Below are 26008 nucleotides of genomic sequence, written 5' to 3'. Positions count from 1 at the left end.
GGCGCGTCCGCACCTCGCTCCGGGCCTCGCCCGCGCTCGCGGGCGCGGCTCGACACTCCGGTCACCGGTAGGCTCCAGACATGCCACGTGAGACCGGGCGGAAGGTAATCGCTCAGAACAAGCGTGCCTGGCACGACTACCACATCGAGGACACCTACGAGGCCGGCCTCGTGCTCCAGGGCACGGAGGTCAAGTCGCTGCGGCTCGGCCGTGCCTCCCTCCTCGACGGGTACGCCGTCATCAAGGACGGCGAGGCCTGGCTGATCAACGTCCACATTCCCGAATACACCATGGGGACCTGGACCAACCACGCCGCGCGCCGAACCCGCAAGCTCCTGCTCCACCGCAAGGAGATCGACAAGCTGGTCTCCAAGACCAAGGAGGGCGGGCTCACCCTGGTGCCGCTCGCCATCTACTTCAAGGACGGCAGGGCCAAGATAGAGATCGGCCTCGCCAAGGGAAAGAAAGACTGGGACAAGCGGCAGACGCTGGCCGAGAACCAGGCCAAGCGGGAGATGGCGCGCGCGCTCAGGCACAGGAACAGGTGATCGTGAGGGGCAAGGCCCGGCGAGCCACCGCCGCGGCGCTCGCGCTGGCGGTGACGACTCCCATGTTGTCCGCGTGCTTCGAGGAGCCCTCGGCTCACGAGGCGGTGCGCGACTTCCTGATCGGCTGGCAGACGGGCGACTACGCCGCCGCGGCCAGGCGCACGGACGGCGACGAGAAGGTGGTGAGCCGGGCGCTGGAGGACGCCAAGCTCCAGCTCGACGCGGCCTCGTTCCGTTTCGACGTCACGAGCATGCGGCGCGCGGCGGACGAGGTCGAGGCCGACTTCGACGCCGAGGTCGACCTGGGGGAGAACAACCCCCTGTGGGAGTACGAGGGCGTGCTGCCGCTCCACCTGGTCGACGGCCGGTGGAAGGTGCGCTGGTCGCCCAGCGTCCTGCACCCCCAGCTGCGCGAGGGGGAGCGGTTCGCCGTGAAGGTCACCCCCGAGGGGCGTCAGCCGATCCTCGACCGCAACGGTGACCCGCTGCAGGAGAAGGCCGTCCTGCACGTGGCGAGTGTGGTCCCGGCCACCCTGAAGAGCGGTCAGGCGGACGAGCTCTGCGCGAAACTCTCCAAGATCACAGGCTTTCCCCAGGACCGCCTGCTGAGCCGGATCCGCTCCGCGCCGCCCAACCTCCAGGTCCCCCTGGTCACCTTCGGCCGTACGAAGTTCGGGCAGTTGCGCGCGCAGCTGGAGGCGATCCCCGGGATCACCCTCTCCGCGCAGGAGCAGGCGGTCGCCCCCGCCTCGCCCACCCAGATCGTCGGCACCGTCACCGCGGTCACCCCGGAGAGCGAGCAGCAGCTCGGCGGCCCGCAGCGGGCCGGGGACACGGTCGGCAGGGCCGGTCTGCAGAAGGCGTACCAGGAGCATCTGACCGGTTCGACCGACACACGTGTGATCATCGTCGATCTCAAGACGCTCAAGGTGACCGAGCTCAAGAAGTGGCGGCCCGACCGCTCCACCTCGTCCGTGCAGACCACGCTCGACCGTTCCCACCAGAAGGCGGCCGACAGCGCGCTGCTCGGCGGCGGGGCTCCCGGCATGCTGGTCGCGGTCCAGGCCTCGACCGGCGACATCCTGGCGGTGTCCAGCACCGAGCAGTACGACCAGGAGAAGCATGCCCTCGCGGGGAGGTTCCCTGCGGGGACCGCCTTCTCGATCATGACCGTCGGGGGCATGCTCAAGGCGAAGATCGACCCCAAGCAGAAGATGGCCTGCCCGGCCGACAGGTCCGTCGGGGGGGCCGCGTTCCACCAGGAGGGCGCGCCCGCGGGGAGCTCGCCGAGCATCCAGGCCAACTTCGCCACCGGCTGCGTGACCGCGCTCGCCGCGCTGGCCCGCAGGATCGACGGCGCGGAGCTGGCGGCCGACGCCGCGAAGTTCGGCATCGGGGCGCCGTGGACGCTCCCGCTGAGGTCGTTCAGCGGCTCCATGAAACCGCTGAAGAACGACGCGGCCACGGCCAAGGCGATCGCCGGGCAGAACGTCCTGGTCAGCCCGCTGTCCATGGCGCTGGTCGCGGGAGCCGTCTCCTCGGGCACCTGGCGCCCGCCGGTCCTGGTCACCGAGCCCGAGGTCGCCGACTCCACACCCGACGCCAAGCCGTCCAAGGCGCCGGACCCGGTCAAGCTGGACGACAAGACGGTCGAGACCCTCCGCACCTTCATGCGCAGTGGAGTGACGGTGGGCTCCGCGCGTGCCGCCGCGGCACCCGGCGACCCCGTCCACGGCATCACCGCCGTCGCCTCGCAGAAACGCAGGCCGCTCGCCTGGTTCGTGGGGTGGCAGGGGGACGTCGCCGTCGCGGTGCTGACGCAGAGCTCGGACGCCACGGCCGGGGCGGCCGTCGCGGGGAGGTTCTTCCAGGGGCTTCACGCGGGGTTGTGACGTTCCGCACTGTTTTTTTCACCCTGAGCAACCATGGGGTGTCTTGTTTGCGTCCTTCTAAGTGACCGGGCTCCGCTTGGGGGGTTGCGGACCCGGTCGCAATGATGGGACAGGGCCTCATCTCGGGGGAAGCCCTGCCGTCAGGACCGGCTCGACCCTGCCGGTCAACCCCGGGGACGCTCGCGATTCGCGGGTGTCCCCGGGGTTTCGGCGTTCGGGGCTCCGCTGGTTCACGCAGGCGCCGCGCGGGAATTCGATTCGCGTCGGCCGTGTTGTAGGAGGTATCTTCGGATGGCTCGACCCCACGGGGTCGCGTTGAAAACTCAACAGGGGGTGACTGGTTTCGACTTTGGCTTTTCAAGCCAGGTGAAGCGGGTCGAGGACTGCGGACATAACCTCGTTAACACTGTGACCGCGACCAACAAGTGCCAATAAGACGCACTCCGAAGTCAGCCAGGGCAACCTGGCACTCGCCGCCTAAGCAGCGAGTGACTTCTGCCGGCCCGGGAGCGCCTCCGGCCCGGATCCGGCATCGCTAGGAGGCTCAACCGATCGACCCGGCCACGGGGAAGATCGGGAAATCTTACAGTGGCTGAGCCCGTCGGCGACTTGCCTGCGTGATTGCCGGGGCTGAGAAAAGCACAGCAGGCTGCACCCGGAGAAGCCCTGTCTTGGAGTTGAAGGACGCGGGTTCGATTCCCGCCACCTCCACCCCCGTTCCGCGCCGACCGCGCGGAACAGATCGCCGAAGGGCGGTCGAGTCGGCCCAGCGCCGCCTCGGCCGCCCTTCGTCTTTTCCTGGCCGCAGCGGGGTCGCTTTTTCGGAAGCCTTCGTCGCCGGGTGAACTCGCCTTCCGGTCGTGACGCCGCCCCGTGGTTCTCGCGGCTAGATGGTGAGCGCGGACTCGATGCGCCTGAGGTGGTGCCTGGCCAGGGCGAGGTTGGAGCGGTCGCGGTCGAGCACCAGGTAGAGGAAGGTGTGGCCGGCACTGTCGGACAGCAGCCTGATGATGTGATACTGCCTGGCCAGCGTGATGAGAATGTCCTCGACGGAGTCGTTGATGTTCAGCGCGGCCATGGTCCGCACCTTGGCCCGGACGACCTCGGTGTTGCCCGCGGCGGCGACTTCCAGATCGAGGTCGCGGCCTCCACCGATCGTGCCGAGAGACATGCCGCTTTCGTAGTCGACCAGCGCCGCGCCGACCGCGCCGTCGATCGCCATGGTCTCCTTGAGGGCGGTTTCGATGTTCATGATCTTCTTTCCCGGGCGAGCGACCGCCCCCCGGCGCCTCGCCGAGGAGGGGACTTATCGGACATACAGATGGGGCAGTTTGTGGCTGTCGATACGTAAAGTACACTTAACTACTACCGTTAGTGAAGTGCAATATGGTCTAGTAGCGGATGAACAGCTCATTAGGGGAGATATCCGGAGTTCGTGGTAGGGGCATGGCCTGTGCCGTCCCACGGAGTCAGGGGTGTCGTGCCGCATCCGGGCGTCTCCCGGCTCGTCCGGAGTGCACGGGCGCCGGGGCCGCGTCGTCTCCCGTCCGAGCGCCCGTGAAAGAGCCGAGGGAGACATCCGGTGGTGAAGACCGGCCCACATTCCGTACGTGAACGACTCACCCTCAGCGAGCAGAACCAGAGGTGACCCTGTGCCGTCGTCGGCCGCCATCCAGCCGATGCCGTCTCGTGGAGCGGCCGGCCGCTCCCCTTCCCCGAACGGGATGACGGCGTGACCGCCGGGGAGCCGGAGATCCTGGGCGAGATCGGAAGATGCCTGCAGCAACTCTCCCGCGAGCGGTTCTCCGGCGTGCTCCGCGTCGAAGGAGGCCCGGGAGGAGCGCTGTGGGTGCGGGACGGCCTCGTGGTGGCCGCCACGACCCCGGCGGCCCCCGGCCCCGAATCGCTGCTGCTGCGCTCGGGCAGGGTGTCGGAGAAGGACTGGACCGACGCGTACACGACCGGTGCCCCCGCCGACCGGCTCGCCGCCGAACTCGCCGAGCGCGGCGTCATCGGCGAGGCGGGTCTGGAGGCGGTGTGCCTGGCCGCGCTCTTCGACGCGGTGTTCGCCATGGTCCTGTACGGCGTCGAGTCGTGCGCCGCCGAACCGGTGGGCTCCGGCGACCGCCGGCCGCTGCTGCCCGTCCTGCCGGGGATCGGGCACGAACGGCTGGCACGGGAGACCGCGCGCCGCATGGGATACGTGGAGACCTGGCGACGGCTGGGCCTGTCCATGCGCGTCAGGCCCGTGCCCCCGGCCGTCTCCGTTCCCACGCTGCTCGGCGCCGACCGCATCCGCCGCGCCGTCCTGGACCGGGCGAACGGGCGCCGGACGCCGCGGGACATCGCCTTCGTCCTGGGCAAGGGCCTGTTCGCGGTGATGAGCGAGATCGCGAGGATGGTCGAGGAAGGGGTGCTCGACCTCGGCGGTTCCCCGGCGGGAGAGGTGACGCCCGCTCCCGAGCCCGCGGCGGAGGATCCGGACGAGAGTCCGGCTCCCGGGCTGCCGCGCCGCCATCCGGGCACCAGCAAGGTCAACGAGATACTGGCCGCCGCAGGGGGAGGGCCGATCCCCTCCCAGCCCCTCCTCGCCCTGCGGTCCCTGCCCTCGCTTCCGCCTTCCTGGGAACCGGAGGGCGATTGACCTCCTTCCCACGGTCGAAGCCAGGGGACTCCGACCCTCACGGGTCGGGTTTCCTGCTTCATCGCCGTTTGCCCGCCAGGAGGAAAACTCTCCCCTTTGAGGTCTTACCTCGGCTCCACAGGCGTTTTCCCTCTCCGCCGGCCCGGCGGCGAGGGTGGTGCGGGTCATACGTGCGGCGGCTTGGTCGTCGCCACCGCACGCACATGCTGACAACCCGTGCGGTGTCTTGCCGCGTTTTCTTCCCACGCCTGAAGGCGGGGCGCTCCACGTTGAAAGGAACACGATGACCAGGCAAGCGGTGCTCGCCGAGCTGAAGATCCTGCGCGATCAGGTGGCCGGCGTGATGGAGACGGCCGTCGCGTCCGTGGACGGGCTGCTCGTCGCGGCCGACAGCGAGGGGCCGAGGCCGGAGGTGCTGGCGGCGCTGGCCGCCGCCACGCTCGGCCTGGGCAAGCGGACGGGCTACGAAGTGGGCATGGGGGAGCTTCGTGAGGTGGTGACCCGCTGCCGCAGCGGGTACATCGTCGTCTACGCCGTGCGTCAGGAGGCGCTGCTCGTCGTGCTCGCCGACGAGGGATTGGACGTCTCCCGGTTGCACGTGGAGTCCCGGCCCACGGTCGAGCGGCTGGGCGCGCTCCTCGTCGCCACCTGACCAGGACTCCACCCGCCACCAGGACTCCACCCGCGACCGGGATCCCGCTCACCGCCGGAGGCGCACCCGCGACCGGGTCTCTCGTCCGGGAACCGGGTCGCACCCGCGACCGGGATCCCGTCGGCGAGCGGAGTCGTACCCGCGACCGGGATCCGGTCGTTCAGGACACGTCGACCCAGTCGAGGGTGCGCTCGACCGCCTTCTTCCAGTGCGCGTAGCCGTCGGCCCGCTGCTCGTCCGACCACTGGGGCTCCCAGCGGCGGCCCTCCTGCCAGTTCTGCTTGAGCTCGTCGGTCGACTTCCAGAAGCCGACGGCGAGTCCCGCCGCGTACGCGGCACCCAGGGCCGTCGTCTCCGCCACGACGGGCCGGGAGACGGGCACGCCGAGTATGTCGGCCTGGATCTGCATGCACAGGTCGTTGGCGGTGACGCCGCCGTCGACGCGCAGAACGTCGAGGGCGACCCCTGAGTCCTGTCGCATCGCCTCGACCACGTCGCGGCTCTGGTAGCAGATGGACTCCAGGGTGGCCCGCGCGAGGTGGGCGTTGTTGTTGAAGCGCGACAGGCCGACGATGGCGCCCCGGGCGTCGGATCGCCAGTACGGGGCGAAGAGGCCGGAGAAGGCGGGGACGAAGTAGACGCCGCCGTTGTCCTCGACCTGCCGGGCGAGCGCCTCGCTCTGCGACGCCCCCGAGATGATGCCGAGCTGGTCGCGCAGCCACTGCACCGCGGAGCCGGTCACCGCGATGGAGCCCTCGAGCGCGTACACCGGAGGCTCCTCGCCGAAGCGGTAGCAGACGGTGGTGAGCAGGCCGTTCTGGGATCGCACCAGCTCGGTGCCGGTGTTGAGCAGCAGGAAGTTGCCGGTCCCGTAGGTGTTCTTGGCCTCGCCGACGCCGAAGCAGACCTGTCCGACGGTGGCGGCCTGCTGGTCGCCGAGGTCGCCGGAGAGCGGGACCTCGCCTCCCAGCGGGCCTCTCGCCAGGGTGGTGCCGTACAGGCCGGGGTGGGAGGAGGGGGCGATGGCCGGCAGCATCCGGCGGGGGATGCCGAAGAACGACAGCAGCTCGTCGTCCCAGTCGAGGGTCTCCAGGTCCATCAGCATCGTGCGGCTGGCGTTCGTCGGGTCGGTGACGTGCACGCCGCCGTCGGGGCCGCCGGTCAGGTTCCACAGCAGCCACGAGTCGGTGTTGCCGAAGATCGCGTCCCCGGCCTCGGCCGCCTCGCGCACCCCCTGGACGTTCTCCAGGATCCACTGGACCTTGCCGCCGGAGAAGTACGTCGCCGGGGGCAGGCCCGCCTTGTGACGGATGACGTCGCCCCTGCCGTCGCGGTCCAGGGCCGAGGCGATCCGGTCGGTACGGGTGTCCTGCCAGACGATCGCGTTGTGGTACGGGCGCCCGGTTCTGCGGTTCCAGACCACCGCGGTCTCGCGCTGGTTGGTGACGCCGAGCGCGGCGAGGTCGGAGGCGGAGAGTCCCGCCCTGTTCATCGCGGTCTCGATCACCGCCCTCGTGCGCTCCCAGATCTCCGTGGGGTTGTGCTCGACCCACCCGGCCCGCGGCAGGATCTGCTCGTGTTCGAGCTGGTGGCGACCTATCTCGTTACCGCCGTGATCGAAGATCATGAAGCGGGTGCTCGTCGTTCCCTGGTCGATGGCTCCGACGAAGTCAGGCATGGATGGTGCCTCCTCTGTGAGACTCTCCGGGAGATCTGCCGCTCTCCCCATAACGGTTCTCGGCCGTGGTCGTCGTCCCGCTCCTGTTCAGGCGGTGTCGGATTTCTCGTCGGACGGCATCCGTCCCACCTCGGGCTCGGCCTCCTCGGGAGGAAGGAACCTGGAGATCAGGACCTGGTACAGGAACGCCCCGATCAGCCCTCCGATCACCGGCGCCACGATCGGCACCCAGAAGTAGAGTTGGCCGTACTGATCCTGCCAGGCGGTCTCATACCCGGTGAGGTACGAGGCAAGCCGGGGCCCGAAGTCGCGGGCGGGGTTGATGGCGTACCCCGCGTTGGTGCCCCAGGCCATGCCGATGGCCACGACGATCAGGCCGATCACGAAGGGGGCGAGGTTGGCCATCGGCGCCGAGTTGCGCGCGTCGGAGACGGCGAGGATGAGCAGGAGCAGGATCGCGGTGCCGATCACCTGGTCGCGGAAGGCGCCCCAGGTGCCGATGGGCAGGGTCCCGTTGCCCGGCAGGGTCGAGAAGACGCCCTGGGTCTTGATCGTGAGCCCCGGGTCGGCCTTCTGCAGCACCTCGCTGTAGTTGAAGCGGACGATGAGCGCCGCCACGAACGCGCCCGCGGTCTGTGCCAGGGCGTAGGGCAGGACCTTGCGCCAGGAGAAGCCCTTGAAGGCGGCGAGGGCGACGGTGACGGCCGGGTTGAGGTGGGCTCCGCTGGTGCGTGCCGCGACGTAGACGCCCAGGGTCACTCCGAGTCCCCATGCCCACGCGATGCTGTCGTGGTCGCCGATCTCGGCCGCCGCGACCTGGGCCACCACCCCCACCCCGAACAGGATAAGGATCATGGTGCCCACGAACTCGGCTGCCATCTCGCCAAGAAGACCCCGGTTTTTCAGGCGTTCTGCCATATTTCCCCCTCACGGCGCCGCTCCGGATGCTCGGACGGTAGGCACGAATTCCAGGGCGGTCAACGATTTCGTGACGAGATTGTTGATTTTTGGTCAAAAATCTAAGTAATTGGCAACGCCACCGAAACATGCCCTTATGTCCCTACCTGCGATGTAACCGTCGAGTAAGAATCCCGTCCCCTTCCGGGATTCCGCGTGAGGACGTCCTCTTCTCCGGGCCGCCCAGTGCCGCCCAGTGCCGTCCGGTGTCTCCAGGCGCCCTCCCGGCGCAGCCAAGAGCCGCTCGGGCGGGAACCTTTGCCGGGTGCGGAGGTCAACTCGCAGGTCAGAGGGGGATGAGAAGCGTATCTTCAGTGCGCTTGGAGGAATTCGATGGGCCGTCTCAGAATGTGCAGGGCCGGTGTGGCCGTCGTCGCGACGGGAGCCGTGCTGGCCGGATGCGGATCGACGGGGCCGGATGAGAATGACGAACAGAAGGCCAGGGTGGCGGCTGCGGCGAAGGCGTCGGCCGCCGCGGCCTCGCAGGCCAACCTCCTCAAGGCCAAGACGGAGGCCGCCGCCAAGGTCAAGGCCAACGAGCTCGGGCAGGTGCCCGTCCTCATGTATCACCGGATCGTCGACAAACCCTCCACCCAAGACGATCGCACCCCCAAGCAGTTCCGTACCGAGTTGGAGCGGCTCGCCAAGGAGGACTACGTCGCGATCACCGCGGCCGAGTTCGTCACCGGGCGCATCGACATCCCGGCGGGCAAGCATCCCGTCGTCCTCACCTTCGACGACTCCTCGCCCTCGCAGTTCGATCTGGACGGGATGGGCCTGCCCAAGCCGAACACCGCCGTCGCGATCCTCCAGGAGGTCGCCAAGGCACACCCGGGCTTCCGAGGGGTTGGAACGTTCTATGTGACGCGCGACATGTTCGGCAAGGCGACGCCCGAGGAGGGGGCGCAGATGCTCCTCTGGCTCGCCGAGAAGGGCTTCGACATCGGCAACCACACCCGCGACCATCTCAACCTGAGGGGCAAGCCGAAGAAGGAGGTGAACACGGAGGTGGCGGCGGGCCACCGGCTCATCACCGACCTGATCAAGGTGCCGCCGGTCACGCTCGCCCTGCCGTACGGCAACCAGCCCGACGGCAAGGAGTGGGGACGCAAGGGCTCCTCGGGCGACGTCTCCTACGACTACGGCGGCGTCTTCCTGGCCGGTTACACCCCGGCGATGTCACCGTTCAACAAGAAGTTCGACCCGCTCGGCATCCCGCGCATCCGCTCGATGGACAAGAAGGGCGACTGCGCGAAGTTCTGCTCCGTGGCCTGGCTCGACTGGCTGAAGGCGAACGCCGACGAACGCTACACCTCCGACGGCGACGTGAAGACGGTCGCCTTCCCCAAGTTCAAGGCCCCCTTCGTGGCCAAGTCCTTCACCGACCGCGTCCTGCCCTACTGACCCGGCCCGGCCTGACCGGAAACGGTTTGAGTCAGCCCGGATTGACCTGAATCATCCCGAACTGATCTGAACCTGCCGAGGATCGGTCCTGGCCTACCGATCCTCGGCCGGACGGTCGATGTCTCTTCGGTGCGCCCCGAGGTGGCCGAGCAGGACCCGAGCAGGACCCGAGCGTGTCCCGAGGTTTCCCGCGGGGCACCGGGATCAGCCGGGGAGTTCTTCGAGGGGAACCGTCACGGTGGTCGTCGAGCCGTTGGGGTGCAGGGTCTCCACCTTCGCGTCGTCGCCGGGCCTGAGCTGCGCGAGGACCGTCGCCAGCTCCTGGGTCGACGGGGTGGGGGTGCCGTTGACCGAGACGATCAGATCTCCGGCCTTGAGGCCCGCCCTCTCCGCGCCGCTGTTCCTCTGTACCCGTACGACGCTGACGCCCGCGGGCTCCCCGTTCATGTCGATCACGGTCTGTACGACGACGCCGAGCGCGGCCCTGCGGGTGTTGGTGACCTTGCCGTCCCTGATGATCTGCGTGGCGACGTCCTTGGCGGTGTTGGCCGGGATCGCGAAGCCGATGCCGGGGGCCTGGGCGTTGCCGAGTTCGGGGTTGACGGCGGTCAGGGTCGGCACGCCGACGACCTCGCCCCTGAGGTTGACCAGGGCGCCGCCGCTGTTGCCCGGATTGATGGGGGCGGATGTCTGGATGGCCCCGGTGATCGTCGCGCCCGGCGAGCCCTCGCCCCCGGGTTCGGTGATCGTGCGGCCCAGCGCCGAGACGATCCCGTCGGTGACGCTGCCCGACAGGCCCAGCGGGTTGCCCATCGCCATCACGATCTCACCGACGCGCAGCCTGGAGGAGTCGCCGAAGACGGCGGGCCTCAGCCCGGCCGGGTCCTCCACCTTGATCACGGCCAGGTCGCCCAGCTCGAAGGAGTCGATCAGCCTCGCCGTACGCGGGGCGCCGCCGCTGGCGAGCGTGACCTCGAAACGCTTGGAGCTCCCGACCACGTGGGCGTTGGTGATGATGTGCCCGGCGTCGTCGTAGACGATCCCCGAGCCGAGGCCGTTGTCGGTGGTGATCTGCACGATGGACGGCAGCACCTTGGCGATCGTCCGCTCGTACGCGGTCTCCAGGGCGTCCGGGACGTACGTGGGCGCGGGAGAGCCCGGCGGGGATGCCTCGGCGGAGGTGCTCGCCGGCGCGCCGGGTGTGGGGGCGCCGGGTGAGCCGGCCATCCCGGATGTTCGCAGTTCCGGGCCCTGGCCGCAGCCCGCGAGTGTCACGGCGGCGGCCAGTAGCGCGACGCCTGTCTTTGATCCCCCCATGCAAGGGTATTTGCCCAGCTCAGAGAGGAAGATACGCCTTGTGAGGGTTGTCGCGGCGGAGCTCGCCCGATCGTGAGCGCGTCGACCTCTCGCGCACCCCATGCCGGGACCAGCGGAGTGACATTCTGTTCATGCGGCGGGAAAGGCGGTCACCTGGGCGGATGTGCCTCCCGTAGCCGAAGCGTAATAAACGACGATGCGTCGAATCTTTCCGGGGTGACATAACCTGGCGCGTATGGCGGACGTCGGCGGCAATTCCTCCGGGCGCTCTCATGAGAGATACATCCCCTCATACGAGGCGCCCACGGCTCCCATACCCGCCATACCCGCCGAAGACGGCTCGATCATCAGCCCTCGGGTGCCCCGGCGGTTTCCCATCGGCGACGGCGAGGAGACCGTTCTGGTCTCCGGGCCTCCTGGATCGTTCCCTCACCCTCCATCCTCGCCGGGTACGGCGTCGGGTGACGGGCGGGACGAGCCTGAGAAGGACGCCGACCGGGTGCGTGAGTCAGGCGGTCTCGGCACGATCCCGGTCAGGCAGGTAGGCGGCTCCGCGGGGCTCTGGCGCCCTGATCGGACCGGCATGCCCGGCCGGACGGGTGGAGGGGCACTGGCGGGTGCGGCCGGAGGGCGAAGCACGGCGGGGCAGGGCGACCGGCTCGGCAGCGGGCAGGACGGTGGACAGAGCGACGGGCAGGGCACGGCGGCCGGATGGCCCGGCGCGGCGCGGCGGCCCGGCGTGTTCGCGGAGTCCGGCGGGCAGGACCGGCCGGAGGCGCAGAGCGGGCCGCAGGCGCGGGGTGGGACCAAGAGGTCCGGCGGCCTGCTGATGCGGATCGGCGACATCCCGATCCGGTTGGCCTACAGCCTGGGTGCCGCCGTCCTCACCGGTGTCATCGTGGCCCTGATCTTCGTCCTGTTCTCCGGTGACCAGCCCAAGGACCCGGCGGGGGTCGGCAGGGCGGTGATGCCCGCCGCGAAGCCATCGCCGACCGTCTCGCCGATCACACTGCCGGCCCTGCCGGGCGCGACCGCCCTGCAGGTCCTGCCGGGCACGCCGAGTACGGTGCTGGGCGCGGTGACCGACACGAGGTCCGCGCTCACCTACGCCAGCCTGGGAACGCCGTGGGAGAGCAAGGCCGTGCCGTCGTTCTCGGTCGGCCAGCAGGTCGGCGCGACCCGTCTGCCGCGCACGGTCATCGCCTCGGGGCCACTGCCCGGCGCCACCCCGGCCAAGGCGCTCAAGAGCGACGCCGACTACCGCAGGGCGGCGCTGAACGCGGTGAGGTGGACGATCCGCGGCCACCACCCCGCGGGGAGCAAGGTCGTCTGGACCGCCTCGCAGCGGCCCGCCGGAGGCAAGGGATGGCTGCTCGCCTACAGGGTCACCTATGAGGTCAACGGCAAGAAGCGCACCTCGCAGGCGGCGCTCGCCGTGATCGACGTCGGCCGTCGCAAGCCCTCGATGCTCTTCGTGACCGTGCCCGACGGGCGCAAGCGGCTCTGGGCCGACATCGCTCCGCTGATGGCGAGCGTCCGCGCCCTCTGACCTCTTCCGCGTCCGTCCGGCCCCGGCTCACGGGGGAGGCCGACGGGCGGGCACAGAACGGGTGTCCTCCACGCGGCGGGTCGGGGGGCGGGAGCCTCGGCGTGCGGGATTCTCTCCGGTTGTCCACGGCGCGAGATCGCGTGCCCGGAAGGTGATCTCGCGCGTTGTGATGGAAGTACCTTCTAGAATATGGTTCTGGCATTGAATCCTGTCTGGAGGCTGTCATGGCGATCGGATTGAGTGAGGAGCACGAGGCGCTCCGGGAGTCGGTGACCAGGTGGGCGGAGCGCAACATCCCGTCCGGGACCGTGCGCGCCGCCGTCGCGGCGGAGGGTGAGGAACGCCCCGGTTTCTGGGCAGGACTGGCCGACCAGGGCCTGCTCGGCCTGCACATCCCCGAGGAGCACGGCGGCAGCGGTTACGGCCTGCTGGAGACCGTCGTCGCCGTCGAGGCCCTCGGCGAGCGCGTCGCCCCAGGCCCGTACGTCCCCACGGTGCTGGCCGGCGCCGTGATCCTCGCCTCCGACGGCAAGGCGCAGGCCGAGCTCCTGCCCGGTCTCGCCGACGGCACGCTGACCGGTGCGGTCGCGCTGGGCGCCTCCATCACCGGCACCCGCGCGAAGGACGGCACCCTCACGATCGGCGGCGTCGCCGAGCCGGTCCTGGGCGGCGCGTCGGCCGACGTCCTGGTGCTCCCGGTGAGCACCGACCGAGGCGAGGAGTGGGTCGCGGTGGACGCCTCCGCGGCGACCGTCACCCCGGTCAGGTCGCTCGACCTCACCCGGGGGGTGGCCAAGGTCGAGCTGGACGCGGTCACCGTACCGGCGGGGCGGATCCTCGACCGGCTGCGGGGCTCGCAGGTCCTGGATCTGGCCGCGATCCTGTTCGGCGCGGAGGCCGCGGGCGTCGCGTCGTGGTGCGTGACCGCCGCCGCCGAGTACGCCAAGGTGCGCGTGCAGTTCGGCCGCCCGATCGGGCAGTTCCAGGGGGTCAAGCACAAGGCGTCCCGGATGCTCGTCGCCCTGGAGCAGGCCCGCGCGACCGTGTGGGACGCCGTCCGTGCCGCCGAGGTGACGGGCGGCACCGAGGTGTCGGCCGACGAACGGGCGTACGCCGCCGCGATCGCCGGTGTGGTCGCCCCCGACGCGGCCGTGCTCTGCGCCAAGGACGCCATCCAGATCTTCGGCGGCATCGGTTACACCTACGAGCACGACGCCCACCTGTACTACCGGCGCGCGCTCACCCTGCGCGCCCTGCTCGGCTCCTCGGGGGAGTGGGCGGAGAAGGTCGCGGAGCTGGCACTGAACGGCGTGAGCCGGGAGCTGGAGATCGAGCTGCCCGACGAGGCCGCCGAGCTGCGCGAGAGCATCCGGACCGAGATCGCCGGGATCGCCGCGCTGGAGGGCCAGGAGCAGAAGCGGGCACTGGCGAGCGCCGGATACGTCATGCCGCACCTGGCCAGGCCCTGGGGGCGCGACGCCAAGCCGCTGGAGCAGGTCCTCATCTTCCAGGAGCTCAAGGCCGCGAAGGTCAGGCTGCCCCAGATGATCATCGGTGCCTGGGTGGTGCCCTCGATCGTCACATACGGCACCCCCGAGCAGCAGGAGCGCTTCCTGCCGCCCACGCTGAGCGGCGAGATGATCTGGTGTCAGCTCTTCTCCGAGCCCGGTGCGGGCTCCGACCTGGCGAACGTGCAGATGAAGGCCGAGAAGGTCGAGGGCGGCTGGCGGCTCAACGGTCAGAAGATCTGGACCTCGGTGGCGCACTTCGCCGAGTGGGGCATCTGCATCGCCCGCAACTCCTCCGAGGGGTCCAAGCACGAGGGCATCACCTACTTCCTGGTCGACATGAAGGGGGCCGGTGTCACGGTCAGGCCGCTCACCGAGATGACGGGGGAGAACCTGTTCAACGAGGTCTTCCTCGACGACGTGTTCGTCCCCGACGAGCTCGTCGTCGGCGAGGTCGGGCAGGGCTGGAAGGTCGCGAGGAACACGCTGTCCAACGAGCGGGTCTCGCTCTCCTCCGGTTCCGGCGGCACCGGCTCGTCCGTCCCCGACCTGCTCGGCCTGACCGGGCGCCTCGGCAGGGAGCTGGCCCCCGCCGAGCGCCAGGAACTGGCCCGCGTGGTCTGCGAGGGCCACTCGATCGCCGCGCTCGGACTGCGGGTGACCCTGAAGCAGCTGACCGGCCAGGAGCCCGGCGCCGACGCATCGGTCCGCAAGTTCCTGTCCACCTCGCACGCCCAGCACGTCTCGGAGTGCGCGGTCTCGTTGCTCGGTTCCTCGGCCGTCGTCGCCGCCGACATGAAGCTCGGCGACGCGGGCTACTGGAACCGCGCGGTCCTCTCCACCCGGGCCATGACGATCTACGGCGGTACCACGGAGGTGCAGCTCAACATCATCGCCGAACGCATGCTCGGCCTGCCCCGCGACCCCGAGCCGGGGAAGTGAGCCGTTTGCCGTGGTGAGGGGACGTGCTCGGTTCGTCCCGAGTGCCCGCGCCCGGGGAGTGACCCGCCTCCCGTCGTGAGCGTAAGGAAGGCGCGTTCTCGCCCGCCCGTGATCCTGCGGGCGGGCACCGCAGGTCAAGGCCGGTTATTTCAGTACAGGTCGGGTTTGACCCCTTCGGTTAGGCTTCGCGCATGTCGATGCGGTTCCGGCCAGGTGTGGTCGTCCGGAGCGCCGTGGCCGGCGCGATCCCGCTGCGCTGGTTCGGCGCCCTGATCCGCCGGGTCTACCCCCGGCTGGACGCCGAACTGGCCCGTGCCGAGGAGTTCGTGCCACGCGGCGGCACCGCCGTCGACGTGGGCGTCTGGTACGGGCCGTGGACCGCGAGGCTTCGGCGGCTCGGCTGCGACGTCGTCTCGATCGAGGCGAACCCCCGCCTGGCCGCCATGCTCGGGCGGACCTTTCCCGACGTCCGGGTGATCGCGGCGGGTGCCTCGGACAGCTCGGGCACGGCGCGGCTGTGGATACCCGGCGGCGGGCGGGGAGCGGAGGCCACGGCCTCGCTCGTCCACGGCGAGGGGGAGGGGGTGCCGGTGGACATCCCGACCGTCACCATCGACGAGCTGGACCTGAAGGACGTCCGTTTCATCAAGGTCGATGTGGAGGGTCACGAACTCGCCGCGCTGCGCGGCGCCGCGCGGACCGTCCACCGGGACCGGCCCGTCCTGCTGGTCGAGCTGGAGACCAGACACCAGGACATCGGCCTGGTCGTCGACCAGCTCGCGGAGTGGGGCTACACCGGCTCCGTCCTCACCGGCGGCACCTGGGTTCCGCTGGACGGCTTCGACCTGGCCGCCCACCAGGCGGCGGCGGTCGCCGAGGTGGAGCGGAGCTTCGTCTCCCGTCTCGTCAGGCCCGGCGGTGAGTACGTGAACATGGTGCTGTTCCGTCCCACCGTCTCGTAGTGCGCGCTCCCCGCGTGTCCGCTCTCGGCGCCCTCGGTGCCATCGCCTCCCGCGTCTCCGCCCTCCGCGCGCTCACCCCCCGAGCCCTCACCTCCCGCGCGCTCGCCCCCCGCACCCCCGTCCCGCACCCGGCCGCGGGGCACGCCTTCGCGTCGTCCCTGGTCCCGGCCCTGGTAGGGCTCGCCCTCGGGGTGCTCGCGCTCTGGCCCGCGCTCGGCTCCGGTTTCGTGCTCCGCTACGACATGGTGTTCGTGCCCGACCCGCCGATCCCGGCGCGGAGCGGCGGTTTCCCCCGTGCCGTGCCGAGCGACCTCGTGGTGGCCCTGCTCTCCTCGGTCCTTCCCGGCCAGATCGTGCAGAAGGCGATCCTGTTGGGGATCTTCGTGCTCGCCGCGACGGGCGCCGCGGCCCTGGTGCCGGGGGAGCGCCGGGTCGCCCGGCTGGTCGCCGCGGTCTTCTACGCCTGGAACGTCTACCTCGCCCAGCGGTTGCTGCTCGGCCAGTGGGCGCTGCTGCTCGGGTACGCGGGCCTGCCGTGGGCGGTACGCGCGGTCACCCGAGGGGGGATGTGCAGGACGGTCCTCGCGCTGATCCCCGCGGCGATCGGGGGTTTCCAGGCGATGCTCGTCTCGGCGATGTCGGTCGTGCCGGTGGCGGGCCGCCGGGCGCCGCGAGCGCTGCTCGCCGTCGCCGTGCTGAGCCTGCCGTGGCTGGTCCCGGCGCTGGGCAGCTCCGCCGTCACCGATCCGGCCGGGGTCCGGGCCTTCGCACCACGGGCGGACGGGCCTTTGGGCACCCTCGGCAGCCTGCTCACCCTCGGCGGCGTGTGGAACTCCGGAGCGGCCGTACCGGGACAGGAGACCTGGTGGTCGGCCCTCGTCCGGCTCGTGGTGGCCGTGGCGGCGGTGACCGGGTACGCCCTCCTCACGCGGGGGTGGCCGTCGGCGGGCCACGTGGCCGGGGGCGGGCCGGTCGCGAAGAGCGGACGGGGTACGGCTGGAGGCGGGCGGGACAGCGGGCGGCCCGCGTACTGGGGTGGGCTGACGGTCGCCTCGGTGGCGGGGCTGACGGTGGCGTGTGCCGGGGCCTTCCTGCCGGGGGCGGTGGAGGCGCTGGTCGGGCTGTGGCCCGGCTTCGGGCCGCTCCGCGACGGGCAGCTCTATCTCGCCCCCTTCGCCTTGCTGCAGGCGGTCGGCCTGGCCGCGGTGACCGCGCGCCTGTCTCCGGTGATCCGTCCCGGCATGCTCGTGCTGCCCCTGCTGGTGCTGCCCACCTTCGCGTTGGGGGCGTTCGGCAGGCTGGTCGCGGTCGACTACCACCCGGACTGGTCCGGGGTGCGGAGCGTCGTGGACGCGGATCCCGCGCCGGGGGCGCTGCTGACGCTGCCGTGGGGGGCCTACCGGGTGTTCGGCTGGAACGGGGGCCGGGTGGTGCTCGATCCGGCCGTCAAGTCCTTCCGGCGCGAGGTCGTCTGGAACGACGGTCTGCCGGTCGGGCTGGGAGACGGTCGTACGCTCGTCCTCGCGGGCGAGGATCCGAGGGCGCGCAGGGTCGGCGCGATCCTCGCGGGGTCCGGCCCGCTGACCGGGCCGCTGGCCGCTGAGGGGATCAGCCACGTGCTGGTCCAGAGGTCGAGCGAGAACTTGTTTCGTTCCAGACTGCCCGGCGCGCGGCTGATATTCGCTGGTCAGGAGCTCGTGCTGTACCGCCTCTGATCCTCTGGGACGCGAATACACCGAGATTTACCAGCTGGTAGCATTTTCCACACACTTTCGGCGATTGACTAGCTGAGTACCTGTATCAGGTTCTACTGTCAGGCAGACCGCACGACCGCGCGTTGGAGGGAGAACTCGGGTGTTGCGAGTGATTGCCGCTCTGGCGGTAGGGGCAGTGCTGGCGGTCGGAGCCTCGGTGGCCGTCGTGAACGTCGCGGCACCGACCCCCGAGCCGCCCAACAGGCCGCTCTACAACTACGGCAACAGGTGACGCGCGAAGGCCGCGGATCGGTCCTGGCGCTCACCTGAGCATCCGGCCCTCGGGGGCGGAGACCCGCTCCGGATCACGTCGACGAGACAGGGCCTGGCCGCCGCATGCGCGAAAACCCTCGGTGCCGTCGTTCTCGCATGCCGGACAGCGACATTCACCCCATAAAGTGACACCTCGTCCGGAGAGTGCGGAGCGTACAGGGACACGGAGCGCTCGGAGAATTCGGAGATAGGAGTGGTCGTGGCCGGACAGGGCGCCAGGGCGACCCGCCGGGCGTCGGGCCCGTCCCCCGCGGGCCTGGTGGCCGCGACGGCGCGGCAGCGGCCGTTGCTGCGCGGGGTGCGCGTCGCCGTCCTGAACTTCCGTGAGCCGCTGCAGTCGGTGGCGGGGGGCGCCGAGGAGTACGCCTGGCAGGTGAGCCGCCACCTGGTGGGGCAGGGGGCGTCGGTCACCTTCGTCACCTCCAAGGAGGCGGGGCAGTCCTCGGCCGAGGAACGCGACGGCATCGCGCTGCGGCGGATGGGCAACCCGTTCCTGGTCTATCTGCTGGTCCCGCTCTGGATGCTGCTGCGGCGCCGGCGCTTCGACGTCGTCATCGACTGCATGAACGGCATCCCCTTCTTCGCCCCCCTGGTCACCGGACGGCGCACGGTCGTCATCTCCCTGGTGCACCACGTGCACGACCGCCAGTTCTACGCCTTCTTCCCGCGCTGGCTGGCCCGTATCGGCTGCTTCATCGAGGGGCCGGTCGCCCGGCTGGTCTACCGGCGCCGCGCGACCGTCACGGTCTCCGAGTCCTCCAGGAAGGAGTTGCGCGAGCGGCTCGGCTGGCTCGCGCCGATCCAGATCATCCCGAACGGCAGCCCGGTGGCGCGCCTGGTCGCGAGCGGCGAGGGCGTGGCGGGGGACCCCTCGGTGGTCTACCTCGGCAGGCTCGTGGGCCACAAGCGCGTCGAACGGGTGGTGGACCTCGCCGGAGACCTCGAAGGGGCGTGGCCGGGCATCCACGTGCACGTCATCGGACGCGGCTGCGAACAGGAGCGGCTCACGGCACACGCCGCCCGCCGCGGCCTCGAAGACCGGGTCCACCTGCACGGCTTCCTGTCCGAGGCCGCCAAGAACGCGATCCTGGGGGCGGCGCGGGTCAACGTCACCGCCTCGGAGTTCGAGGGCTGGGGGCTGACCGTCATCGAGGCCGCCGCGCTCGGCGTCCCGACCGTCGCCTACGACGTCGCGGGACTGCGCGACTCGGTGCGTGACGGTGTCACGGGCTGGCTGGTCGGAGAGGGGGAGGTGCTCGCCGACGTGGTGGACCGCGCGCTGCGGGAACTGTCGGACCCGGCCAGGCGCGAGGAGATCCAGCAGGCGTGCAGGCTCTGGGCGGCCGAATTCACCTGGGGGAGAACGGGCGCTACGATGACCGGACTAATCACCACAGAACTATCTAAAAACGGCCGCCACCTTCATGTATCCGATCTCTGTCTCGCCGCGGGTGAGACCGACCCGCCATAAGTGACGGTGATCCCCGAGGCGTGGATCACCCGCCTTTCCGCACCTCCCTCCGAGTTCGGAGCCTCCGACACCGGGCTTCGCCGCAGGCTCAGGCTGCTCGCCGGGTGCCTCTTCCTCGCCGCCGTCGCCTTCCACATGGCGCCGGGCATGCTCATCGCCGAGACGAAGCTGGACATGCCGATCAACCCGATCGGCTTCCTCTCCCAGGCGCTGAGCATGTGGGACCAGGACTACCTGGGACACCTGCAGAACCAGGCGTACGGCTACATCTTCCCGATGGGTCCCTTCTACACCCTGCTGATCAACGCGGGCATGCCCCCGTGGGTGGTGCAGCGGCTCTGGGTGACGCTGATCCTGTGCGTCGCCTTCGTCGGCGTCGCCCAGCTGGCCAGGGCGCTGCGGATCGGCGGGCAGCTCGCCGGGGTGCTGGCCGGTCTCGCCTACGCGCTCGCCCCGCACGCGCAGGCGCTCATGGGCTTCAACTCCGTGGAGTTCGCCCCCAGCGCCGTCCTGCCCTGGGTGCTGCTCTTCCTCGTCAGGGGCGCGCAGGGGGAGACGAGCCCGCGCAGGGCCGCCTGCCTGTCGGCGCTCGTGTTCCTGTTCGCGGGCGGCATCAACGCCGCCGCCGAACTGGCCGTGCTCGTGGTGCCGATGATCTACCTGCTCACCCGGGCGCGCGGCCCGCGCAAGCGGCGGCTCATCGCCTGGTGGCTCGCCGCGATCGCCGCCGTGTCGTTCTGGTGGCTCGTCCCGCTGGTGATGCTCGGCCGCTACGTCTTCTCCTTCATGCCCTTCACCGAGAACGCGTGGACGACCACGGTCGTGGGCTCGCTCACCAACGTGCTGCGCGGCATGAACAGCTGGGTCGCCTTCCTGCCGGTGGACGGACGCCCCTTCCTGCCCGCCGCCTACGAGCACGCCACCGTGCCCTGGCTCGTGCTGGTCACCGCGCTCGTCGCCGGGCTGGGACTGGCCGGGCTCACCCTCGCGCGCACGCCCGAGCGGACCTTCCTGATCCTGACCGCGCTCGTGGGTGTCGCCGTCCTCGTCGCGGGCCACGCCGGGCCGCTCGCCGAACCCCTCAGGGCGCTGCTGGACGGCCCGCTCGCGCCGTTCCGCAACCTGCACAAGTTCAACGCGCTCGTACGGCTGCCGCTGGTGCTCGGACTCGCCGCGTTCGTCTCCTACGTGGGAGCGCGCAGGCCCGCCGTCCGCCTCCCCGCCGTGGTGGTGGGGGCCGGGCTGGTCGGGCTCACCCTCGTCCCCGTCGCCACCGCGGGCATCGCCCCGAGCGGCGCCTTCGCCGACGTCCCCGAGCACTGGCGGCAGGCGGCCTCCTGGCTGGACGACCGGGCCGAGGAGGGCACCGTGCTGGTCCTGCCCGGAGCCCGGCGAGGCGAGTACACCTGGGGGCGCCCGCTCGACGAGCCGTTCCAGCCGCTGCTGAAGAAGGCCCGCTGGGTGAGCAACACGATCGTGCCGTGGGGCACGGCCGGCTCCAACCGGCTCGTCAAGGCGATCGACGACCGCTTCGCCAACGGGCAGGGATCGGAAGGGCTCACCCGGACGCTGCGCCGGATGGGGGTGCGCTACCTGCTGATCCGCAACGACCTCGACAGGGTCGCCTTCGGTGACGCGTGGCCCGCCCGGGTGCACGAGGCGCTGGACCGCTCTCCCGGCCTGACCCGGGTGCGCGGCTTCGGGCCCACGGTCGGCTTCGAGGACTCCCAGACCGGCGCGAGCTGGCTCGACCAGCCGTACGCGTCCCTGGAGATCTACGAGGTCACCGGGGCGCGTCCCGTCGTCGGCACGGTCGCGGCGCAGCGGCCGTTGCGGGTCTCCGGCGGTCCCGAGGCACTGCTCACCATGGCCGAGGAGGGGGTCCTCGAAGACGACCGGCCGGTGATCCTCGGCGACGACCCCGGAGCGGACGCGATCCCCGCCGCCGACACGGTGCTCACCGACACCATGCGGCGGCGCGAGCTGGTGGTGAGCGACCTGCGCAGGCCGTACGGCGAGACGATGACGCCGGACGAGCCCTACAAGGGGTACGGGCCCGCCTACGACCTCACCGACCCCGGCTGGTCCGATCCCGGCACCGTCGCGGCCTTCATCGGGATCAAGGGGGTGACCGCCTCCTCCTCGCAGTCCGGGCTCGGGGTGACCCCGGGAACCCGCGACAGCGGGCAGCAGCCGTACGCGGCGGTGGACTTCGACCTGCGCACCGGCTGGCGCTCCACCGGCTGGAAGCCCGCCACCGAGCAGTGGCTGGAGGTACAGCTCGCCAAACCGACCTCGGTGCCCTTCATCCAGGCGGTCTTCGAACGCTCGGAGGAGACGGTGACGGTCTCCGAGGTCATGGTCGAGACCGACACCGGCAGGGTGCGCACCCGGCTCGGCCTCACCTCGCTGTGGGAGCGGCTGAACGTTCCGCAGGGCGAGACGTCCCGGATCCGGATCCGGGTCACCGGCGTCCTGCGTGACCCCAACCCCCGGGTCGGCATCACCGAACTGTCCATTCCCGGGGTCCGCGCGGAGCGCACGCTCGTGGTGCCGCCTGTCTCCTCGTCCGCCTCCTCGGCCGACCCCGCTTCGCCCGGGCAGACGGTCGTGACCAGCCGGACGGACACCGCCCCCGGCTGCATGCTCGGCTCCTACGCCTGGACCTGCGCGGACAGGCTGCGCTTCGTGGGCGAGGACGGTTACGCCTTCGACAGGTTGGTCCCCGTCGCCGAGGGAAGGCAGGCGCTGGAGGGCAGGGCCGTGCTCACCGACCGGCGGGTGGCCGAGACCGTGCTGATGCCGGAGGGGAGCTTCCCCCGCGTCACCGCCTCCTCCACCGCGAGCGACATCCCGGCCACCGGCGCCTACGCGGCCTTCGACGACGACCGCAGGACCATCTGGTACGCCGGGGACAAGGACCTGGAGCCCTCGCTCTCCTTCGAGCTGGGCAGGGAGGTGAACCTGTCCCGGCTGCGCGTCGACTTCCCCGACACCAGGCTGGGCGCTCCGCCGGTCCGGGTCACCGTCACGACCGACGACGGCGTCCGGTACGCCTGGGCCTCGAAGGACGGGTGGATCCACTTCGCGCCGATGAGGGCGAGCCGGGTGAAGCTCACCTTCGCCGCCCTCGGCTCCTGGCGGATGGAGGTGCTCGGGGTGGCGATCCCGGGGGTCGAGCCGCTGCCCACCCCGGACACGCAGCCGGTGAGGATGCCCTGCGGGCTCGGCCCGACGCTCACCGTGAACGGGGTCGCGACGCCCACCGAGATCCACAGCGGGACCCTGGGCGACCTGCTCAACGGCCGTCCGGTCGGCTACCGGGCCTGTGAGGCGGTGGAGACGCGGGACGGCACGCTGCGGGTGCGCGCCGCCGCGCTCCAGGGCTTCCGGGTGGACTCGATGGTCCTGCGCGCCGCCGACGCGGAAGGCGAGGGGAGCGGCGACGGTGCCGCGAACGACGCCAAGAATGCCGCAGAGAGCCCGAAGAGCCCAAAAAGCCCGAACAGAAGCGGTGCCGGGAGCACCGGGAGCACCGGGAACGCGGGGAGCGCCGGGAACGTCGCGGCGCCGGAGGTGATCCTGCGGCCCGCGACCGTGGAGAGCTGGGAGGCGGGGGAGCGCCGGGTGAGGGTCTCCACGACGGAGCCCTCCTACCTGGCGCTCGGCGAGAACTTCAACAAGGGCTGGCAGGCGTCGTTCGACGGACGCGTGCTGGAACCGGCGAGGCTGGACGGGTGGCGGCAGGCGTGGCTGCTGCCCCCCGGGAGCGGGACCGTGGTGATGACGTACGCCCCCGACGGCCTGTATCGGATGTCGCTGGTCGTGGGATGGGTGCTGGTCGCGCTGGTCGTCGCGCTCGCCCTGGTCCGCCCCCGCCGCCCGCTCCGCGAGCTTCCCGCGTCGCCGCCCGCGGTGCTGCGGGCGGCCTGGCTGTGGCCGCCGGCCCTCGTGCTGGGCCTGGTGGCCGAGGGGTGGGCCGGTGCCGCCCTGGCCGGTCTGGTGGCGGCACTCGCCCTGTGGCTGCGAGGCATCGCGGGGGCCGAGCACAGCGCGGGCGGTCGGCTGTACAGGATCGGCCGGGTGCTGTTCACGCCGTTCCCGGTGGTGGCGGCGCTCGGCGCGGCCGGTCTCGCGCTCGGCTACGGCGGAGCGGCGGGAGCGGCGGGAGCGCAGTATCTCTCCCTGGTCGCCGTGGGCCTGTTGTTCGCCGCGGCGCGCGTGTCGAGGTCGCCCCGCCGTTGGCTACGGGCGTGGGAGAAGGACGATCCCCTCCAACCCGTGGAGCGACGATGATCGGCCGGAGACCGCGCGGTGTGCTCGTCCTGGTCGCCGGTGCCTTCCTGATCACGCTGGCCGCGCTGGTGCGCCTCTACATCTATCCCAGCGGCCTGGTACTGCCCGCGGAGCAGGACCGGATCACCAAGCTGACCACCGAGTCCGGCTCCTACTTCGACACCGCCACCCTGCGCACGCACCGGGGCGTCCCGCTGGAGACGGCCGTGGCCAGATACGGGGACACGGTCAGGTCCACGCCGGACGTCGCGGTGTGGACGGAGTTCGTCTCCCTCGCCACCCGCGACGGGCGGCGCATCGACTACCACGAGCGGCGGGCCGCGTTCGACCGCCGTACGGGGCAGGCGGTCAACTGCTGCGAGAACTACGTCGACGAGAACGGCAACCCCGCCCCGCGCGGGTTGGTGTTCCGCTGGCCCTTCGGAGCCGGGCCGGTCGCCTACCAGGTCTACGACCCGCTCGTCCGGCGTCCGGTGGCCGCCCGCTTCGAGGGGATCGAGACCCTGTACGGCGTCCGGGTCAACCGCTACGCGCAGCGTCTGGTCAACGAGCGGCTCGTCCAGCGGGCGATGGAACTGCCGGGGACGGTCCTCGGGCTGGGCGGCAGGGAGACGTTCCCCGTCAACGCCTACCTCGAAGGGACCCGTACCTTCTGGGTGGAACCGGAGAGCGGGATGGTGATCGGGATCAGGGAGAACCTGGTCAAGACCCTGCGCACCGACGACGGTGCGGGACGGCTGGTCGCGCTCGCCGCCGACATGCGCACCAGCACCGGGGACGAGCGGTGGAACGCGGGGGAGGCGCGGCAGTTCCTTCGCTGGGCGATGCTCGTCAATCGGGTGATCCCGCTGTCGTGCGCCGTGCTCGGCGTGCTGCTGCTGTTCGCGGGTTTGCGCCTGCAGAGTCGCGCCTCCGCCGCCCCCGCCCCCGCTCCCGGCGCCGGAGCCGCAGCGCCGGAGCCTCGATCAGCCGATGGCTGAGGTCGGCGAGCAGGACGGTGAACGCGGTGCACACCACCAGCGTCGTGAGCAGATCGCCGCTGAAGCTCTGCTGCCCGGTCAGCTCGTACCAGCCCACGATCACCACGAACTGCCACAGGAAGACGCCGTAGGAGATGCGGCCGAGATAGCGCATCACCCGGTTGCCGAGCAGCGAGCGCAGCGGCGAGGGTTCGGAGGTCTGCAGGGCCACGGGAGAGAGCAGGGCGAGGACGAAGACCGTGTAGAGGGTCATCTCGAAGATGTCCGTCCACAGGTCCTGGACCTCGAAGAGGCGGCCTCCCGCGATGGGGCTGGCCGCGACGGCGTAGACGAAAGCGGCGATGATCCAGCAGGTCACCCACGACTCGCGCACCCCCCTGGTGAGCCGCCGCACCGGGGCGTCGGGGTCGGTCTCGGCGTGCGCCCAGAACGAGACGACGGCGAGGGCCATGCCCGTCGCGAAGTAGAGCATCGACCGGGGGAGCCAGAGCCCGAGTTCGGGGCGGTGCGCGGGGATGTGGCTGAAGACCGCCCAGAGGGGGGAGACCAGGGCGAGGGCGCCGATGCCGACGAGCAGCCGCTTGGCCCTGGCCGCGGGGTCCGCGCCGCGCCGCGCGAGGGCGCGCAGCGCGACGGCGAGGAGCGGGAGGGCGAGATAGAAGGTCATCTCGACCGAGAGGCTCCACATCTGCCCGAGCCCCGGCGGGCTCGCGCCGGCCCACCACGGCTCCGGCACGTAGTTCTGCACCAGCAGCAGGAAGGGCAGCCAGTTGACGGGTTCGGCCGCCTGCGGCCACGACCACAGCGGCAGCGCGACGGCGACCACGAGCCAGTACGCGGGCAGGATGCGCAGCGCGCGCTTCCACAGGTAGCCGCCGGCGCCGGGGGGCGCCTCACCCCGCACGACCTCGCCGGCCCAGGGCCGGTAGAGGAGGAAGCCCGACAGCAGGAAGAAGATCGGCACCCCGATGTCGCCCCTGGAGAGCAGGGCGGGCAGGAAGCCCTCCCTGAGGGAGGCGCCCGTCGTGCTCGCCACGTGGTAGAGAAGGACACCGAAGGAGGCGACCGCGCGGACGCCGTCCATCGCGTCGAGATGCCCGCCGACCGCGGGAAGATCCCGCACGTCCCTGCCGGTGGACCCCTGGTGAACCGGCATAGAACCTGTTTCGGTCACTTTTCGG

General features: G+C 70.9%; 17 protein-coding genes, 1 other RNA gene and 1 pseudogene. 14 read left to right on the top strand and 5 right to left on the bottom strand.

Translation table 11 applies throughout. The features are described from left to right. Positions 1 to 80 precede the first annotated feature (80 nt). The 3 genes from smpB to ssrA all read left to right on the top strand — a co-directional run bounded on the left by smpB (position 81) and on the right by ssrA (position 3154). A complete protein-coding gene (smpB, locus tag ACFY3V_RS14985; RefSeq protein ID WP_344922291.1) occupies positions 81 to 548 on the top strand; it encodes an SsrA-binding protein SmpB in 468 nt (155 codons plus the stop codon). A 2-nt stretch (positions 549 to 550) separates the two neighbouring features. Then, the gene (locus tag ACFY3V_RS14980; RefSeq protein WP_362906305.1) at positions 551 to 2440 is read left to right on the top strand and encodes a penicillin-binding transpeptidase domain-containing protein; all 1890 of its coding nucleotides are present in this window, start codon (positions 551 to 553) and stop codon (positions 2438 to 2440) included. 329 nt (positions 2441 to 2769) lie between these two features. Continuing rightward, positions 2770 to 3154, top strand: a transfer-messenger RNA (tmRNA) gene (gene ssrA, locus ACFY3V_RS14975). 172 nt (positions 3155 to 3326) lie between these two features. Here the strand turns inward: ssrA and ACFY3V_RS14970 are convergent. Further along, positions 3327 to 3692, bottom strand: coding sequence for a hypothetical protein (locus ACFY3V_RS14970; protein ID WP_389773587.1), 366 nt, complete (start codon positions 3690 to 3692; stop codon positions 3327 to 3329). A gap of 480 nt (positions 3693 to 4172) precedes the next feature. Here ACFY3V_RS14970 and ACFY3V_RS14965 point away from each other — a divergent pair, with 480 nt between their 5' ends. Further along, positions 4173 to 5084, top strand: a complete 912-nt coding sequence (locus ACFY3V_RS14965) for a DUF4388 domain-containing protein (RefSeq protein WP_362905220.1) — start codon at positions 4173 to 4175, stop codon at positions 5082 to 5084. Between the two features lie 283 nt (positions 5085 to 5367). Beyond that, positions 5368 to 5736: a roadblock/LC7 domain-containing protein gene (locus ACFY3V_RS14960; RefSeq protein ID WP_350946534.1), complete on the top strand. Its 369-nt coding sequence runs from the start codon at positions 5368 to 5370 to the stop codon at positions 5734 to 5736. Positions 5737 to 5896: 160 nt separating this feature from the next. Here the strand turns inward: ACFY3V_RS14960 and glpK are convergent, their stop codons facing one another. Both glpK and ACFY3V_RS14950 read right to left on the bottom strand, forming a co-directional pair. Further along, positions 5897 to 7414 (bottom strand): glycerol kinase GlpK, encoded by a 1518-nt coding sequence (glpK, locus tag ACFY3V_RS14955; protein ID WP_362905218.1) that lies wholly within the window; start codon positions 7412 to 7414, stop codon positions 5897 to 5899. Positions 7415 to 7501: 87 nt separating this feature from the next. Continuing rightward, positions 7502 to 8332 carry an MIP/aquaporin family protein gene (locus ACFY3V_RS14950; protein ID WP_389773582.1) on the bottom strand — a complete coding sequence of 277 codons (831 nt, stop codon included), beginning with the start codon at positions 8330 to 8332 and terminating at the stop codon, positions 7502 to 7504. A gap of 372 nt (positions 8333 to 8704) precedes the next feature. Here ACFY3V_RS14950 and ACFY3V_RS14945 point away from each other — a divergent pair, with 372 nt between their 5' ends. After that, on the top strand, positions 8705 to 9775 hold the full coding sequence (locus ACFY3V_RS14945) for a polysaccharide deacetylase family protein (RefSeq protein WP_350946537.1): 1071 nt from the start codon (positions 8705 to 8707) through the stop codon (positions 9773 to 9775). 204 nt (positions 9776 to 9979) lie between these two features. Here the strand turns inward: ACFY3V_RS14945 and ACFY3V_RS14940 are convergent, their stop codons facing one another. Then, a complete protein-coding gene (locus ACFY3V_RS14940) occupies positions 9980 to 11092 on the bottom strand; it encodes a trypsin-like peptidase domain-containing protein (RefSeq protein WP_362905212.1) in 1113 nt (370 codons plus the stop codon). Between the two features lie 499 nt (positions 11093 to 11591). Between ACFY3V_RS14940 and ACFY3V_RS14935 the strand changes: the two genes are divergently transcribed. The 8 genes and pseudogenes from ACFY3V_RS14935 to ACFY3V_RS14900 form a co-directional block, all read left to right on the top strand. Then, a complete protein-coding gene (locus ACFY3V_RS14935) occupies positions 11592 to 12641 on the top strand; it encodes a hypothetical protein (RefSeq protein ID WP_389773579.1) in 1050 nt (349 codons plus the stop codon). Positions 12642 to 12865: 224 nt separating this feature from the next. Next, positions 12866 to 15091, top strand: coding sequence for an acyl-CoA dehydrogenase (locus ACFY3V_RS14930; RefSeq protein ID WP_389773576.1), 2226 nt, complete (start codon positions 12866 to 12868; stop codon positions 15089 to 15091). A gap of 191 nt (positions 15092 to 15282) precedes the next feature. Beyond that, complete coding sequence (locus tag ACFY3V_RS14925; RefSeq protein ID WP_362905206.1) at positions 15283 to 16053, top strand: FkbM family methyltransferase; 771 nt, start codon at positions 15283 to 15285, stop codon at positions 16051 to 16053. After that, positions 16053 to 17768 carry a hypothetical protein gene (locus ACFY3V_RS14920; protein ID WP_389773572.1) on the top strand — a complete coding sequence of 572 codons (1716 nt, stop codon included), beginning with the start codon at positions 16053 to 16055 and terminating at the stop codon, positions 17766 to 17768. The genes ACFY3V_RS14925 and ACFY3V_RS14920 overlap by 1 nt, the downstream gene beginning before the upstream one ends. 139 nt (positions 17769 to 17907) lie before the next feature. Continuing rightward, complete coding sequence (locus ACFY3V_RS14915) at positions 17908 to 18039, top strand: hypothetical protein (protein ID WP_350946543.1); 132 nt, start codon at positions 17908 to 17910, stop codon at positions 18037 to 18039. Positions 18040 to 18279: 240 nt separating this feature from the next. Continuing rightward, complete coding sequence (locus ACFY3V_RS14910; RefSeq protein ID WP_389773568.1) at positions 18280 to 19551, top strand: glycosyltransferase family 4 protein; 1272 nt, start codon at positions 18280 to 18282, stop codon at positions 19549 to 19551. Then, positions 19552 to 23847: an alpha-(1->3)-arabinofuranosyltransferase family protein gene (locus tag ACFY3V_RS14905; RefSeq protein WP_389773565.1), complete on the top strand. Its 4296-nt coding sequence runs from the start codon at positions 19552 to 19554 to the stop codon at positions 23845 to 23847. It abuts the gene before it with no gap. Beyond that, a pseudogene (locus ACFY3V_RS14900) lies at positions 23844 to 24680 on the top strand (DUF3068 domain-containing protein); the annotation flags it as partial. The gene ACFY3V_RS14905 and the pseudogene ACFY3V_RS14900, both read left to right, overlap by 4 nt. Here ACFY3V_RS14900 and ACFY3V_RS14895 read toward each other — a convergent pair. After that, entirely contained in the window at positions 24679 to 25983 is a 1305-nt protein-coding gene (locus tag ACFY3V_RS14895; RefSeq protein WP_389773562.1) for an acyltransferase family protein, read from the bottom strand. The pseudogene ACFY3V_RS14900 and the gene ACFY3V_RS14895 sit on opposite strands and share 2 nt — an antisense overlap. Positions 25984 to 26008: the final 25 nt, after the last annotated feature.

The organism is Streptosporangium sp. NPDC000095, assembly GCF_042899335.1.
GTDB lineage: Bacteria > Actinomycetota > Actinomycetes > Streptosporangiales > Streptosporangiaceae > Streptosporangium.
The sequence above is the reverse complement of the archived record's forward strand: the minus strand, read 5'-3'. Positions and strand labels throughout refer to the sequence as shown.